This window comes from Klebsiella sp. RC2, assembly GCF_014192815.1.
GTDB classification, from domain to species: Bacteria; Pseudomonadota; Gammaproteobacteria; order Enterobacterales; family Enterobacteriaceae; genus Klebsiella; species Klebsiella variicola.
Map to the genome: position 1 here is coordinate 942,040 of NZ_JACHYL010000001.1, position 14,986 is coordinate 957,025.

12 protein-coding genes are annotated in these 14,986 nt (G+C 55.2%); 6 read left to right on the forward strand and 6 right to left on the reverse strand.

Annotated elements, in window-relative coordinates:
* Positions 1-105: 105 nt before the first annotated feature.
* On the forward strand, positions 106-1,017 hold the full coding sequence (locus tag FHW76_RS04435) for an Rpn family recombination-promoting nuclease/putative transposase (RefSeq protein WP_012967455.1): 912 nt from the start codon (positions 106-108) through the stop codon (positions 1,015-1,017).
* On the opposite strand, the gene FHW76_RS04440 is transcribed toward FHW76_RS04435, so the two are convergent.
* The 5 genes from FHW76_RS04440 to bglK all read right to left on the reverse strand — a co-directional run bounded on the left by FHW76_RS04440 (position 1,014) and on the right by bglK (position 6,367).
* Complete coding sequence (locus FHW76_RS04440) at positions 1,014-1,715, reverse strand: DnaA inactivator Hda (RefSeq protein ID WP_020947395.1); 702 nt, start codon at positions 1,713-1,715, stop codon at positions 1,014-1,016. The two genes, FHW76_RS04435 and FHW76_RS04440, sit on opposite strands and share 4 nt — an antisense overlap.
* 98 nt (positions 1,716-1,813) lie before the next feature.
* The gene (gene uraA, locus FHW76_RS04445; protein WP_008803828.1) at positions 1,814-3,100 is read right to left on the reverse strand and encodes a uracil permease; all 1,287 of its coding nucleotides are present in this window, start codon (positions 3,098-3,100) and stop codon (positions 1,814-1,816) included.
* Between the two features lie 86 nt (positions 3,101-3,186).
* Positions 3,187-3,813 carry a uracil phosphoribosyltransferase gene (gene upp / locus FHW76_RS04450; RefSeq protein WP_004201927.1) on the reverse strand — a complete coding sequence of 209 codons (627 nt, stop codon included), beginning with the start codon at positions 3,811-3,813 and terminating at the stop codon, positions 3,187-3,189.
* Between the two features lie 217 nt (positions 3,814-4,030).
* Positions 4,031-5,464, reverse strand: coding sequence for a 6-phospho-beta-glucosidase (locus tag FHW76_RS04455; protein WP_032755110.1), 1,434 nt, complete (start codon positions 5,462-5,464; stop codon positions 4,031-4,033).
* 9 nt (positions 5,465-5,473) lie between these two features.
* A complete protein-coding gene (gene bglK, locus FHW76_RS04460) occupies positions 5,474-6,367 on the reverse strand; it encodes a beta-glucoside kinase BglK (RefSeq protein ID WP_055323177.1) in 894 nt (297 codons plus the stop codon).
* A 263-nt stretch (positions 6,368-6,630) separates the two neighbouring features.
* Here bglK and purM point away from each other — a divergent pair, with 263 nt between their 5' ends.
* From purM to ppx, 4 genes are all read left to right on the forward strand, one after another.
* On the forward strand, positions 6,631-7,668 hold the full coding sequence (gene purM, locus FHW76_RS04465; protein WP_008803825.1) for a phosphoribosylformylglycinamidine cyclo-ligase: 1,038 nt from the start codon (positions 6,631-6,633) through the stop codon (positions 7,666-7,668).
* Positions 7,665-8,306: a phosphoribosylglycinamide formyltransferase gene (gene purN / locus FHW76_RS04470; protein WP_012540904.1), complete on the forward strand. Its 642-nt coding sequence runs from the start codon at positions 7,665-7,667 to the stop codon at positions 8,304-8,306. The genes purM and purN overlap by 4 nt, the downstream gene beginning before the upstream one ends.
* Positions 8,307-8,485: 179 nt before the next feature.
* Positions 8,486-10,546, forward strand: a complete 2,061-nt coding sequence (ppk1, locus tag FHW76_RS04475; protein ID WP_002913838.1) for a polyphosphate kinase 1 — start codon at positions 8,486-8,488, stop codon at positions 10,544-10,546.
* 3 nt (positions 10,547-10,549) lie between these two features.
* Positions 10,550-12,082 (forward strand): exopolyphosphatase, encoded by a 1,533-nt coding sequence (ppx, locus tag FHW76_RS04480; protein ID WP_008803823.1) that lies wholly within the window; start codon positions 10,550-10,552, stop codon positions 12,080-12,082.
* Positions 12,083-12,137: 55 nt separating this feature from the next.
* On the opposite strand, the gene FHW76_RS04485 is transcribed toward ppx, so the two are convergent.
* Positions 12,138-14,366 (reverse strand): EAL domain-containing protein, encoded by a 2,229-nt coding sequence (locus FHW76_RS04485; protein WP_008803822.1) that lies wholly within the window; start codon positions 14,364-14,366, stop codon positions 12,138-12,140.
* A gap of 370 nt (positions 14,367-14,736) precedes the next feature.
* Here FHW76_RS04485 and FHW76_RS04490 point away from each other — a divergent pair, with 370 nt between their 5' ends.
* Positions 14,737-14,910 carry a YfgG family protein gene (locus tag FHW76_RS04490; RefSeq protein WP_012967451.1) on the forward strand — a complete coding sequence of 58 codons (174 nt, stop codon included), beginning with the start codon at positions 14,737-14,739 and terminating at the stop codon, positions 14,908-14,910.
* Positions 14,911-14,986 lie beyond the last annotated feature (76 nt).

Below are 14,986 nucleotides of genomic sequence, written 5' to 3' on the forward strand. Positions count from 1 at the left end.
GCGCTTTTTTTTACGTGGCCGATTCCAGATCTTCCACGCCAATCCCTCCCGCCCGCCGGACGATGCTACTGTTCATCTATCGCTCAATCCACTGGACGGATGAACATGAAAAAACCGACCTCCACGCCCCATGACGCGGTGTTTAAAACCTACCTCTCCCATCCCGATACCGCCCGCGATTTCCTGCAACTGTATCTGCCCGAAACGCTGCTTAAAGTATGCGATCTGCGTACGCTGCATCTCGAGTCGGGGCATTTTGTCGAAGACGATCTGCGCCCCTTTTATGCCGACATTTTGTATTCCCTGAAAACCACGGCGGGAGACGGTTATATTTATGCGCTTATCGAACACCAGAGCACGCCCGACCGGCATATGGCCTTTCGTCTGATGCGCTATGCCATCGCCGCCATGCAGCGTCATCTCGATGCCGGTCACGATCAACTACCGCTGGTGATCCCTGTCCTCTTCTACCACGGTCTGGCCAGCCCCTACCCATACTCTCTACGCTGGCTCGATGAATTCGCCGCCCCGGAACTGGCCAGCCGTCTTTATCACGAAGCGTTTCCGCTGGCGGACATTACCGTCATTCCGGATGACGACATTGCCACCCACCAGCGCATGGCAACGCTGGAGTTACTGCAAAAACATATTCGACAACGCGATCTGGCGCAGCTCCTCGACAAGCTGAGCGAATTATTATTGACTGGACTGGCGACACAATCGCAGGTACAAGCCCTGATGCACTATCTGGTGCAGGCAGGCAATACGCGCGAGCCGATCAAGTTCATACGCGAACTGGCGTTACGTACGCCGCAGCATAAGGAGACGTTGATGACGATTGCGGAATATCTCGAGCAACAGGGACTGGAGCGGGGACTGGCGCAGGGGCGACAGGAAGGCCGGAAAGAAGAGGCACAGCGTATCGCCGCCGCCATGCTACACAGTGGCCTGGCGCGCGATCTGGTCGCTCATCTGACCGGACTGACGGAGCAGGAGCTGGCCCCACTGGCGGACTAGAGCTTAAGGATCTCTTTCACGAAGGGGATCGTCAGCTTGCGCTGGGCGGTAATCGAGGCGTGATCCAGCTGATCGAGGGTCATAAACAGCGAGCGCATCTCGCGATCCAGCCGCTTCAGCAGGAAGCGGCACACGTCTTCCGGCATCTCGAAGCCGCGCAGTCTGGCGCGTAGCTGCAGCGCCTGCAGTTTGTCTTCATCCGACAGCGGCTGCAGCTTATAGATCTGCCCCCAGTCCAGCCGTGAGGCGAGGTCCGGCAGACCAAGATTCAGCTGCCGCGGCGGCCGATCGCCGGTGATCAGCAGTCGGGTTTTGCCTGATTCCAGGATCCGGTTGTAGAGATTAAAGATGGCCATTTCCCAGGGCTCATCCCCGGCGACGCATTCAATATTATCAATGCAGACCAGCGCCAGCTGTTCCATCCCCTCCAGTACCTCGGGCACAAACCACGTCCGTTTATCCAGCGGCACGTAGCCCACCGCATCCCCGCGCTGGGAAAGCTCGGCGCAGGCGGCGTGTAACAGGTGGCTGCGACCTGCCCCTTCACGTGACCAGATATAAATGTACCCGCTGTGTTCCTGGCGCAGTACGTTCTGGAGGGCAGCAAGTAGGGAAGGATTATCACCCGGCCAGAAACTTGCGAAGGTTTCGTCGTCAGGAAGATACAGTGGCAAAGAGAGCTGTGCCGGTGCGTTCAGATGGACCTCAACATAGGCTTACAGAAAAACGCGGAGAGTTTACCATAGATTTAGGTCAGGAGAGAACCGGGCGGGATCGCCGCCCGGTCAGGAGATCGTTATTTAACCTCTTCGCTATCCACCGCGTCGAGGACCACCTCTTCCGGACGCAGGACGCTGATAAGCTTGAAAATCAGGCTCAGCGCGATGCCCACGATGGTCGCCAGCGCCATCCCTTTCAGCTCGGCGGCGCCAATGTGTACTTTAGCGCCGCTGACGCCGATGATCAGGATCACGGAGGTGAGGATCAGATTCTGCGCTTTACTGTAATCCACCTTCGATTCAATCAGTACGCGGATCCCCGAGGCGCCGATCACCCCGTACAGCAGTAGCGAAACGCCCCCCATCACCGGTACCGGAATGATTTGGATAGCCGCCGCCAGTTTGCCGACGCAGGAGAGCAGAATCGCAATGATCGCCGCGCCGCCAATAACCCAGGTACTGTAAACCCGGGTAATCGCCATCACGCCGATATTTTCACCGTAGGTGGTGTTGGGCGTCGAACCGAAGAAGCCGGAGATGATCGTCGACAGGCCGTTGGCAAACATCGAACGATGCAGACCCGGGTCGCGGATCAGATCGCGCTTAACGATATTGGCGGTCACCACCAGGTGCCCGACGTGCTCAGCAATCACCACCAGCGCGGCGGGCAGAATGGTGAAGATAGCAAACCACTCAAAGCGCGGCGTGTAGAAGGTCGGCAGCGCGAACCAGTGCGCCTCGGCGATCGGGGTGGTATCGACCACGCCCATCACAAACGACAACGCATAGCCCACCAGCACACCAATCAGGATTGGAATAATCGCCAGGAAGCCGCGGAACAGCACAGAACCAAATACCGTCACCGCCAGCGTTACCATCGAAATAATAATGGTTTTGCTGTCGGGGGCTTGACCGTCGGCTGGCAGCAGCCCGGCCATATTAGCCGCCACACCCGCCAGTTCGAGGCCGATAACCGCCACGATGGCGCCCATCGCCGCCGGCGGGAACATCACATCCAGCCAGCCGGTACCGGCTTTTTTGACAATAAAGGAGACGAGGCAGAACAGCACGCCGCACATAATAAAACCACCCAGCGCCACTTCGTAGCCCAGCGGCAACAGCAGCAGTACTGGAGAAATAAAGGCGAAACTCGATCCCAGATACGCCGGGATTTTGCCTTTACAGATAAAGAGGTACAACAGCGTACCAATACCGTTAAACAGCAGGACGGTGGCCGGGTTGATGTGGAACAGGATTGGCACCAGCACCGTTGCGCCAAACATAGCAAACAGGTGCTGCAAACTAAGCGGGATAGTCTGTAAAAGCGGCGGTCTTTCACTCACCCCGATAGCACGGCGCGTCATAGTGTTTTCCTCTGAGATGGTTAGTTATGTGTGTTTTATTCAAAAAAAAGCCGACTTTCAAAGTCGGCTTATTTATCGTTATTCGATTATTTCGTACCAAAGATCTTGTCGCCGGCATCGCCGAGACCGGGAATGATATACCCGTGTTCATTCAGTCCCTTATCGACAGAGGCGGTGTACAGCTCAACGTCCGGGTGCGCTTTCTCCAGCGCGGCAATCCCTTCCGGCGCCGCCACCAGTACCAGCACCTTGATGCTGGTGCAGCCGGCGTTTTTCAGCAGATCGATAGTGGCGATCATCGACCCACCGGTGGCCAGCATCGGGTCAACCACCAGCGCCATACGCTCATCAATGTTGGACACCAGCTTCTGGAAGTAAGGTACCGGCTCGAGAGTCTCTTCATTACGATAGATACCCACCACGCTGATACGCGCGCTGGGGACGTGCTCCAGTACCCCTTCCATCATGCCAAGGCCTGCGCGGAGGATAGGCACAACGGTAATTTTCTTGCCCTTGATCTGCTCAACTTCCACCGGGCCATTCCAGCCTTCGATGGTCACTTTCTCGGTCGCCAGATCGGCGGTGGCTTCATAAGTCAGTAAGCTGCCCACTTCTGAGGCGAGTTCACGGAAGCGTTTGGTGCTGATGTCGTGCTCGCGCATCAGGCCCAGCTTGTGTTTGACGAGTGGGTGTTTGACTTCCACAATCTTCATTCTCTTTCTCCTCTGAGGGGCGGCCACAAAAAAAATCGCGGGATTATACCGCTTTTTGCGGATTGTGCCATACCCATCTTGCTTGACGTATATCAAGCAAAGTGATTTAGAGACAAAAAAACCGGAGGCAAGGCTCCGGCTTGGGTGCGGGGTGCAGTCCATACGCTTACGCGGGCCTACGTGTATTGTAGGTCGGTTAAGCGTTAGCGCCACCCGACTACGACAGGTTCTCCCCGTTGCTGGCAATCACCTGTTGATACCAGGCAAAGGACTTTTTCCGGCTGCGAGCCAGCGAGCCATTGCCTTCATTATCTTTATCGACATAAATGAAGCCGTAGCGTTTTTTCATTTCCCCTGTGCCGGCGGAAACCAGATCGATACAGCCCCACGGGGTGTAGCCCATCAGATCAACGCCATCCTCGACCACCGCCTTTTTCATCTCCGCGATATGGGCGGAGAGATAATCGATACGATACTGGTCATTGACGCTGCCGTCCGCTTCACGGACATCGATCGCGCCAAAACCATTTTCGACAATAAACAGCGGCAACTGGTAGTGATCCCAGAACCAGTTCAGCGAATAGCGCAGGCCAACCGGGTCAATCTGCCAGCCCCAGTCCGACTTTTTGACGTACGGGTTGGAGACCAGGCTGGTGGTTTCATCATAGTCGAGCAAGGGGTTGTCTTCGGTGGCTTTGGTAGCGAACGACATATAGTAGCTAAAGCCAATGTAGTCGACACAGCCCTCGGTTAACGCCAGGCGATCGGCTTCGGTGATATCCAGGGTAAAGCCGCGGCGGGCAAAATAGTTGAGCAGATGCTGCGGATAGCGGCCGCGCACGTGAACGTCGGTAAACCAGTAACGGCGGTGCATGGCGTTCATCGCCATCATCATATCGTCCGGGGCGCAGGTCAGCGGATAGATCGGACACATAGCGATCATGCAGCCAATCTGCAGTGCAGGGTTGATCTCGCGCGCCGCTTTCACCGCCAGGGCGCTGGCCACCAGCTCATAGTGCGCGGCCTGGTACATCACCGGTTCCCGGTCTTCATCCGGCAAATATTTCAAACCGGAGTTGGTGAAGGGGGCAAAGTCCTCATGGAAGTTGGCCTGGTTGTTGATCTCGTTAAAGGTCATCCAGTACTTCACTTTATGTTGATAGCGGGTGAAGACGACCCTGGCAAAGCGCACGAAAAAGTCGATCAGCTTCCGGTTGCGCCAGCCGCCATACTCGGTGACCAGGTGATAAGGCATTTCAAAATGCGACAGCGTAATCACGGGCTCAATGCCGTGCTTCAGGCATTCGTCGAACAGATCATCGTAAAACTGCAGGCCAGCCTCGTTGGGCTCCAGCTCATCGCCCTGCGGGAAAATACGCGTCCAGGCAATCGAGGTGCGAAAACATTTGAAGCCCATCTCGGCAAACAGCGCCAGGTCCTCCGGATAACGATGATAAAAATCGATCGCCTCATGGTTCGGGTAGTTTTTCCCCGCCACCACGCCGTCGGTAATTTCACGCGGCACGCCGTGGGCGCCGGCAGTCATCACATCCGCCACGCTGATCCCCTTGCCGCCCTCCTGCCAGCCGCCCTCTAACTGATGCGCGGCGACCGCGCCGCCCCACAGAAAATCTGCTTTAAATCCGGACATAGTCTCTCCCTAATGTCGATCGTCGCCAGGCGAACGATAGTGCTGATTGAAATGGTAAACCGCGCCAATCAGGCCGGCATCGTTGCCGTGACTGACGGTATCGAGATAGTCGGCAATGCCAAACCAGGCCAGATGCTGGCGCAGCAGCGCCAGAAATCCTGGACGTTCCACAATGCCGCCGCCGATAAAAATGGTCTGCGGATCGAAGATATTAACGAGGTTATAAAGGCCATGGCCCAGGCCATTGAAGAACTCGGCGACCAGACGCTGGCAAACCGGGTCGCCGGCGTCATAGCGGTCAAAAATCATTTCGCCTGTCACGCTCTCCAGCGGCGCAGCGATATGTTCCGCATAGCGATGGCGCAGCACTTTGAGGGTGCAGTTCTCATTCATCGAATAGCGACGAGGATCGCGTCCGCCGGGACGGTCGGTGAGCATGTATCCGAACTCACCGGCGCGAAAACGCGCCCCGTGAACCAACTGATGATGGCAATAAATCGCGCCACCAATGCCGGTGCCAATGGTGAGTACCAGAAAATTGGCCATTTCCGCCGCTTTGCCCTGCCAGCGCTCGGCCAGCAGCACACAGTTGGCATCATTTTCAACTGAGACCGGCAGTCCGGTCCGGGCTTCAAGCCATGCTTTCATGGCGAAGTTATCAAATCGACGAATAGCACCGCCCATGGTGATAAAGCCGCTGTGCGGATCAACATAGCCTGGCGCGCTGATGGCTACCCCTTCACACGACGGGTGGGCCGCCAGCCATGACAACATTACCTGTAAGATATGATCGCCATCGCTGTCATTGATCGACTGCTTCGCGCTTTCCAGTAGCCTGCCATCGCGGGTCATCACGCCCATCTTTAATGCGGTGCCACCGATATCAAATGCCGCAATTTTCATTCATCCCTCTCCTGACCAGCGTCAATCACTGGCAAAATGCGTGGCAAACCAACACAGAAACCGGTTTCAGTATTATGATGAGGATTCCTTAAGGCTGAGGCAAGCACAAGACTGTACCCGGTTTCATTTTCGTGAGCAGTATCAAATTTGACCATCTATCCGCTGTTTCACGCCGACTGTAAAGCAGGCTCGCAAACGTTTGCTTTCCCTGTTAGAATTGCGCCGATTTTTCTTGCTTACCGCAAACGCGTGGAGACTTCGCAGTGACCGACAAAACCTCTCTCAGCTATAAAGATGCCGGCGTGGATATTGATGCAGGCAACGCTCTCGTCGACCGTATTAAGGGCGTGGTGAAGAAAACCCGTCGCCCGGAAGTGATGGGGGGACTGGGCGGATTCGGCGCGCTGTGCGCACTGCCGCAGAAATACCGCGAGCCGGTACTGGTCTCCGGCACCGACGGCGTCGGTACCAAGCTGCGTCTGGCAATGGATCTGAAGCGTCACGACACCATAGGCATCGACCTGGTCGCCATGTGCGTGAACGACCTGGTGGTTCAGGGTGCTGAGCCGCTGTTTTTCCTGGATTATTACGCGACCGGTAAACTGGACGTCGATACCGCGGCCAGCGTCATTAACGGCATCGCCGAAGGCTGCCTGCAATCCGGTTGCGCGCTGGTGGGCGGTGAAACCGCAGAAATGCCGGGGATGTATCACGGTGAAGATTACGACGTAGCGGGTTTCTGCGTCGGGGTGGTGGAAAAATCAGAAATCATCGACGGCAGCAAAGTGGCCGACGGCGACGTGCTGGTGGCGCTGGCGTCCAGCGGCCCGCACTCTAACGGCTATTCACTGGTGCGTAAGATCATTGAGGTTAGCGGCGTTGACCCGCAGACCACCGACCTTGACGGCAAACCGCTGGCCGACCATCTGCTGGCGCCAACCCGCATCTATGTGAAATCGGTGCTCGATCTGATCGCCAGCGTTGACGTCCACGCTATCGCCCACCTGACCGGCGGCGGTTTCTGGGAAAATATTCCGCGCGTGCTGCCGGATAACACCCAGGCGATCATTGATGAGTCCTCCTGGCAGTGGCCGTCCGTCTTCAACTGGCTGCAAACCGCCGGTAACGTCAGCCAGCATGAAATGTACCGTACCTTTAACTGCGGCGTGGGGATGGTTATCGCCCTACCGGCTGCAGAAGCAGACAAGGCCATTGCCCTGCTGAACGAGAAAGGTGAAAACGCGTGGAAAATCGGGTATATCAAAGCTTCCGATTCCGAACAGCGTGTGGTCATTGCATGAAAAACATCGTGGTGCTGATTTCCGGTAGCGGCAGCAATTTGCAGGCGATCATCGACGCCTGCGGCCGGAAACAGATAAACGGCACCCTGCGGGCGGTATTCAGTAACAAGGCTGATGCGTTTGGCCTTGAACGCGCGCGCGCGGCCGGCATCCCGGCCCACGCGCTGGCGCAAAGTCAGTTTGCCGACCGGGAAGCATTCGATCGTCAGCTGATGCATGAAATCGACGCCTACGCCCCGGATTTGGTAGTGCTGGCGGGCTATATGCGTATCCTGAGCCCGGCGTTCGTCAGCCATTATCAGGGACGTCTGCTGAACATCCATCCTTCGTTACTGCCGAAGTATCCTGGCCTGCATACTCATCGTCAGGTGCTGGAAAACGGTGATGAGGAACATGGGACCTCGGTGCACTTCGTCACTGATGAGCTGGACGGCGGTCCGGTTATCCTGCAAGCCAAGGTGCCGGTCTTCGCTGGCGACAGCGAAGATGAGGTGACGGCGCGGGTTCAGGCCCAGGAACATGCCATTTATCCGCTGGTCATCAGCTGGTTCGTCGATGGGCGTCTGCGCATGGCAGGCAACCACGCCTGGCTGGATGAACGACAACTTCCGCCCCAGGGCTATGCCGCTGAAGAATGAACAACAGCCCCGCCTTTTCCTGTCGCGGGGCTTTTTTTTAATTAAAATTGTTTATTAATCAATCATCTCACAGAAATATTTCTTCTTACTGTCATATTGTTGTGACACAGTAAATCGCTATGCAGAAAAATTCGTCATAATAGTCTACGTCCTGTGAGTAAAACGGAGTGTGAGCGGTAATGGGCCAGGAAAAGCTATACATCGAAAAAGAACTCAGCTGGTTGTCTTTTAACGAACGCGTGCTGCAGGAAGCGGCGGACAAAAGTAACCCGCTGATTGAGCGCATGCGCTTCTTAGGGATCTACTCCAACAACCTTGATGAGTTTTACAAAGTGCGCTTCGCTGAGCTTAAGCGCCGGATTATTATCAGTGAAGAACAAGGCAGTACCGCCCATTCTCGCCACCTGTTAGGCAAAATCCAGGCCCGCGTTCTGAAGGCCGATCAGGAATTCGATAGTCTGTATAACGAACTGCTGCTGGAGATGGCGCGCAACCAGATCTTCCTCATCAACGAGCGCCAGCTGTCCGTCAATCAGCAGGCCTGGCTGCGCAACTACTTCAAACAGTATTTGCGTCAGCATATCTCGCCGATCCTGATTAACCGTGAAACGGACCTCGTGCAGTTCCTGAAAGATGATTACACCTATCTGGCGGTGGAGATTATCCGCGGGGAAAACATCAACTATGCCCTGCTGGAAATTCCGTCAGACAAAGTGCCGCGCTTCGTAAACCTGCCGCCGGAAGCGCCTCGCCGCCGTAAACCAATGATCCTCTTGGATAACATCCTACGCTACTGCCTGGATGATATATTTAAAGGCTTCTTTGATTACGATGCGCTGAACGCCTACTCGATGAAAATGACCCGTGACGCCGAGTACGATCTGGTGCATGAGATGGAGTCGAGCCTGATGGAGCTGATGTCTTCCAGCCTCAAGCAGCGCTTAACCGCCGAGCCGGTTCGCTTCGTCTACCAGCGCGATATGCCGGACGCGATGGTCGAAATGCTGCGCGATAAGCTCTCCATCTCCAATTACGACTCGATGCTGCCGGGCGGCCGCTACCACAACTTTAAAGACTTTATCGGCTTCCCGAATGTGGGTAAGGCTAATCTGGTCAATAAGCCTATGCCGCGCCTGCGTCATCTGTGGTTTGATAAATTCCGCAACGGCTTCGACGCCATCCGCGAACGCGACGTCCTGCTCTACTATCCCTATCACACTTTTGAGCATGTGCTGGAGCTGCTGCGTCAGGCCTCGTTCGACCCCAGCGTACTGGCGATCAAAATCAACATCTACCGTGTAGCCAAAGATTCGCGCATCATTGACGCGATGATCCACGCCGCCCATAACGGTAAAAAAGTCACCGTGGTGGTGGAGCTGCAGGCACGCTTCGATGAAGAGGCTAACATTCACTGGGCGAAACGCCTGACGGAAGCGGGGGTCCACGTGATCTTCTCCGCGCCGGGTCTGAAGATCCACGCCAAGCTGTTCCTTATCTCGCGTAAAGAAGGCGATGAGGTGGTGCGCTACGCCCATATCGGTACCGGTAACTTTAACGAGAAGACCGCGCGGATCTACACCGACTATTCGCTGTTAACCGCCGATGCGCGCATTACCAATGAAGTCCGCCGCGTGTTTAACTTTATTGAAAACCCCTACCGCCCGGTCAGCTTCGATTACCTGCTGGTGTCGCCGCAGAACTCGCGCCGTCTGCTGTATGAGATGATCGATCGCGAGATCGCCAATGCGCAGAACGGGCAACCCTCCGGGATTACGCTGAAGCTGAACAACCTGGTGGATAAAGGGCTGGTGGACAGACTGTACGCCGCCTCCAGCTCCGGCGTGCCGGTCAATCTGTTGATCCGCGGCATGTGCTCGCTGATCCCTGGACTGGAAGGCATCAGCGAGAATATCCGCGTCATTAGCATCGTTGACCGTTTCCTCGAGCACGACCGGGTCTACTGTTTTGAAAACGGTGGCGATAAACAGGTCTGGCTCTCCTCTGCCGACTGGATGACGCGTAACATCGATTACCGTATTGAAGTTGCCGCCCCGCTGCTCGACCCGCGTCTGAAACAGCGAGTGCTGGATATTTTTGATATCTTGTTCAACGATACGGTAAAAGCGCGCTATCTTGATAAAGAACTGAGTAATCGCTATGTGCCGCGCGGCAATCGCCGTAAAGTGCGTGCACAGATGGCGATTTACGATTATCTCAAATCACTCGAACAACCCGACTAACCTATGCCAATAAACGAAATAACCCCTCGGCCGCAGGAATTCGCTGCGGTCGACCTTGGTTCGAACAGTTTTCATATGGTGATCGCCCGTGTCGTCGATGGCGCCATGCAGATCATTGGACGCCTGAAACAGCGCGTGCATCTGGCCGATGGCCTTGATGAAAACTCGGTGTTGAGCGAAGAAGCGATGACCCGCGGGCTGAACTGCCTGTCGCTGTTTGCTGAACGTCTGCAAGGGTTCTCCCCTTCCAGCGTCTGCATCGTCGGGACGCATACGCTGCGTCAGGCGACCAACGCGGCGGAGTTTCTGAAACGCGCGGAAAAAGTGATCCCCTACCCGATCGAGATCATCTCCGGCAATGAAGAAGCGCGCCTGATTTTTATGGGCGTTGAGCATACGCAGCCGGAGCGCGGTCGTAAGCTGGTGATTGATATCGGCGGCGGTTCGACCGAGCTGGTCATCGGTGAAGATTTTGAGCCCCGCCTGGTGGAAAGCCGTCGCATGGGCTGCGTGAGCTTCTCGCAAGCCTACTTCCCTGGCGGGACAATCAATAAAGAAAATTTCCAGCGTGCTCGTCTTGCGGCGGTACAAAAACTGGAAACCCTGGCCTGGCAGTTCCGTATTCAGGGCTGGACCGTGGCGCTGGGCGCCTCCGGCACCATTAAAGCTGCGCAGGAAGTGTTGGTGGCCATGGGTGAGAAGGACGGGTTTATTACGCCGGAACGCCTCGAAATGCTGGTCAGTGAGCTGCTGAAGCATAAAAACTTCGACGCGCTCAGTCTGCCAGGCCTCTCTGAAGATCGTAAAGCGGTCTTTGCGCCGGGGCTGGCGATTCTGTGCGGCGTGTTTGACGCGCTAGCCATTAAAGAACTTCGTCTGTCCGATGGCGCCCTGCGTGAAGGCGTGCTGTACGAAATGGAAGGCCGCTTCCGCCACCAGGATATTCGTAGCCGCACAGCGCAGAGTCTGGCGAATCAGTACAATATCGATCGCGAACAGGCACGCCGGGTGCTGGAAACCACCACCCATATGCTGGAACAGTGGCAGGAACAGAACCCCAAGCTGGCAAATCCGCACCTTGCGGCGCTGTTGAAGTGGGCGGTGATGCTCCATGAGGTAGGGCTGAATATCAACCATAGCGGTATGCATCGCCACTCGGCCTACATTCTGCAGAACAGCGACCTGCCGGGCTTCAACCAGGAGCAGCAGATGCTGATGGCCACCCTGGTGCGCTATCATCGCAAAGCGATAAAACTCGACGACCTGCCGCGCTTTACGCTGTTCAGGAAAAAGCAGTTTCTGCCGCTGATCCAGCTGCTGCGCCTGGGCGTGCTGCTGAATAACCAGCGTCAGGCCACCACCACGCCGCCGACCCTGCGGCTGCAGACGGAAGCTCACCACTGGACGCTGACCTTCCCGCACAACTGGTTTAGCCAGAATGCGCTGGTGCTGTTGGATCTGGAAAAAGAGCAGCAGTACTGGGAAGGTGTGCCGGAATGGCTGCTGAAGATTGCAGAAGAAGAGCCAGACGCCTGATCGGCGCTCCTGAATATTCCCCAGGCCGGGCCATCGCGCCCGGCTTTTTTCTGCTTCAGGCAGTCATCCCTTCCGCCAGCTGCGCCAGTGGTACCGGTACGCCGATATCGTAGCCCTGCAAATAATCGATCCCCAGCGCGATGACCGCCTGGCGTATCTCCGGCGACTCGACATATTCAGCCACCACCTGCATGTTCTTCATACGCGCCAGACGACAAATAGAATCCACCACCTGGTAATCGAGACTGCTGGCAAGCAGATTGCGAATAAAGCTGCCGTCGATTTTAAGAATGTCGACGTTCATCGTTTTTAACCGGGCGTAGCTGGCGTAGCCGGTACCAAAATCATCGATCGCCACCCGGCAGCCCAGCGCCCGCAGATGCTCTAAAGTCTGACAGACCAGCTCAGGGTTACTGAGCGCATAGTTCTCGGTCAATTCGAAAATAATCTGCCATGGCTCAATGTTGTACGTCTGCAGCAGCGCTTCGACTTCCTGAGGAAACTGGCTGCGGCTCAACGTGACCGGAGAGAGATTGATCGCCAGCCGCAGACCGGGCAGTGCCCGCCGGTGGGTATCCATAAAGGCTAGCGTGTGCTCAATGACCCACTGATCCACACGAGAGGAGAGGCCAAACTCGTGCGCCACCGGCAGGAACGCGTTTGGCCCCGTCAGTTCGCCCGACTCCCCTTCCATCCTCAGCAACACTTCATGGTAGTTATCGCCGCGGATGCCCTGGATAGGCTGCGCCATCAGGACGAAGTGGTCTTGCTCCAGCGCCTTGAGGATGCGATTCATCATCACCACTTTATCTTTCAGATCCTGTTGAACATGGCCGGCGCCGCGGCGCTGCATATTCTCCGGATGGCCGCTGGCCAGCGACATGTCGGCAATCGTGTTTAGTTCGCCAAGCAGCAAATACAGATGTTTGACCGGTGAGCGCACGTTGCAATAGCTCATGCCGATCCGCGGCTGGAGGGGAACCCCGTCCCAGTAGAAACGGAACTGCCGCAGGGAGCGGTCGATCAAATGAATACGCGCCTGATGCCCTTCACTGTTGAGGCGAAAAACCAAGTCATGGCCGGCAAGGTGATACACCGCTTCGTTAGGCTGCAGTAACGCGCTCAGGTGGTTCGCCAGCATTTGCTTATACTGAATGCGTAACAATACGCCGTAGTGGCGGCCCAGCAGTTCCAGCTCAGGAATGCGCAAAAAACAGAGCGTCGACCAGCTCGTGCCATTGAGCGCCCGACTCAGCGCCCGCAGATTAGGCATATGTACGACCGGGTCGAGGAAAGCCATCTGCCGGACGCGAGCGTAGATCAGCCGCTGCTGTGTCGCCAGCATCGCCGTGTAGGCGACAATAAACGAGAAGACCAGATAGCTTGACGAGGTGATCGCCAGTTGGGTGTTATAGCTTGGATAAACCGGTAAGTAACGGTAATGAAAATGGATCACGGCAATCAGTACCGGCGTCCAGATCAGCGAGATAAAACGATAGCCAAAACGCATGGCTCCCCAGAGCATGACCGGCATAAGTAATGATAACGTATAATTCGTACTAAATATGGTGCTGGTATCATTAAGCGGCATCAATAATAGCCCCAGCAGCAGGATTAATATCGCCGCCCAGCAAATGATTTCAATTGTTTTTATTTTTGGATCAATTTGTAAGCGAACCTGAGAAATAAATCCGCGAACATGAAAAGGATTCCGAATTATCCGCAGCAGAAAATAACACAGCGGCACGCCCGTCAGACACCCCACCATCAACGCCTGAAAGGTGATTAACGACCGTAAACTAAACGGCGTAATCCCCGTCATCTCCGTCGTACGTGGATGCAGTCCCAGATACTCAGCGATCTGTGACAGAATAAGAAAAATGACCGAGGGAAGCAGCATCTGCCAGAACAGACGGTGCGGCATCAGTTTGACGTTACCGTGCGAGACCTGCTGGCGCCGGGGTACAAAGATGCGATATCCGCCCCAGCACAGCACGCAGGGGATGAGAAAATGAAACAACACGCCGATAGCCTGCTCGGGCGTCATTCCTCGGGCCAGCGTGAGCAGCAGGCCAATAATAATACCCGGGATCGCCGCCCAACCGAAAAACATCATCAGGCTGAGTACTAATGCCAGAGGAAGATAATAAAGGAATACCATGTGGCCATTGAGCATGGTGTAGGTATTCGCCCATCTGGCGAAGGGTAATAACAGCGAGGGCAGAACAAGCGGTAAAGCCCACCACTTGTCGCGATATTGTTGATAATATTTTAATAAATTCATAGGTGCTCTACAGAGAGCCTCTGCTCCTGCGAGGCATATTCAGGCAGGCATCCAACCACCCCATGCTGACCGCATAAGTAATAACGATACGGTAATGTTCGCTGATTTTAGTGGTCAAGAGAATGGGACTGTTGATATAAATCAACAAATACTGACGCTAACATTAATAAAACTTATTTTTTTACCTTTTTATTGCTAATAAAGTGAGCATGTAAATACGATGATTATCTTATATAACATTAATTAATGTTTTCACTGCGGCACTTTTACATCTGCATCAATTGACCCCACCTCGTTCCTGTGCCTTAATACCCCCATCGCCCATCTTCGGGTATACTTCAAGGAACCTTTTGTGAGTCAGGCACCCAGTATGCGTAAACGACATCGATTTAACCGTCGCATGACCCGTATCGTACTGCTTATCAGCTTTCTCTTCTTCTTTGGACGCTTTGTCTACTCCTCCATCGGCGCCTGGTACCATCACCAGGATAAAAAAGCGTCGCAGGAGTCTTCACTCACCGTCGAGCCCTCCGCTCGCGAGTAATCCTTTGATTCTAATACTGGAAGCGCCACACTCCGCAGACAGAGTCGCTCGCTGCTGATGTATTGTCTTTGATGCG

Bases quoted from the DNA above. Each gene is read 5' to 3' on its own strand.
- FHW76_RS04435 (WP_012967455.1), top strand. From the start codon at position 106: ATGAAAAAACCGACCTCCACGCCCCATGACGCGGTGTTTAAAACCTAC.
- uraA (WP_008803828.1), bottom strand. From the start codon at position 3,100: ATGACGCGCCGTGCTATCGGGGTGAGTGAAAGACCGCCGCTTTTACAG.
- upp (WP_004201927.1), bottom strand. From the start codon at position 3,813: ATGAAGATTGTGGAAGTCAAACACCCACTCGTCAAACACAAGCTGGGC.
- FHW76_RS04455 (WP_032755110.1), bottom strand. From the start codon at position 5,464: ATGTCCGGATTTAAAGCAGATTTTCTGTGGGGCGGCGCGGTCGCCGCG.
- bglK (WP_055323177.1), bottom strand. From the start codon at position 6,367: ATGAAAATTGCGGCATTTGATATCGGTGGCACCGCATTAAAGATGGGC.
- purN (WP_012540904.1), top strand. From the start codon at position 7,665: ATGAAAAACATCGTGGTGCTGATTTCCGGTAGCGGCAGCAATTTGCAG.
- ppk1 (WP_002913838.1), top strand. From the start codon at position 8,486: ATGGGCCAGGAAAAGCTATACATCGAAAAAGAACTCAGCTGGTTGTCT.
- ppx (WP_008803823.1), top strand. From the start codon at position 10,550: ATGCCAATAAACGAAATAACCCCTCGGCCGCAGGAATTCGCTGCGGTC.
- FHW76_RS04485 (WP_008803822.1), bottom strand. From the start codon at position 14,366: ATGAATTTATTAAAATATTATCAACAATATCGCGACAAGTGGTGGGCT.
- FHW76_RS04490 (WP_012967451.1), top strand. From the start codon at position 14,737: ATGCGTAAACGACATCGATTTAACCGTCGCATGACCCGTATCGTACTG.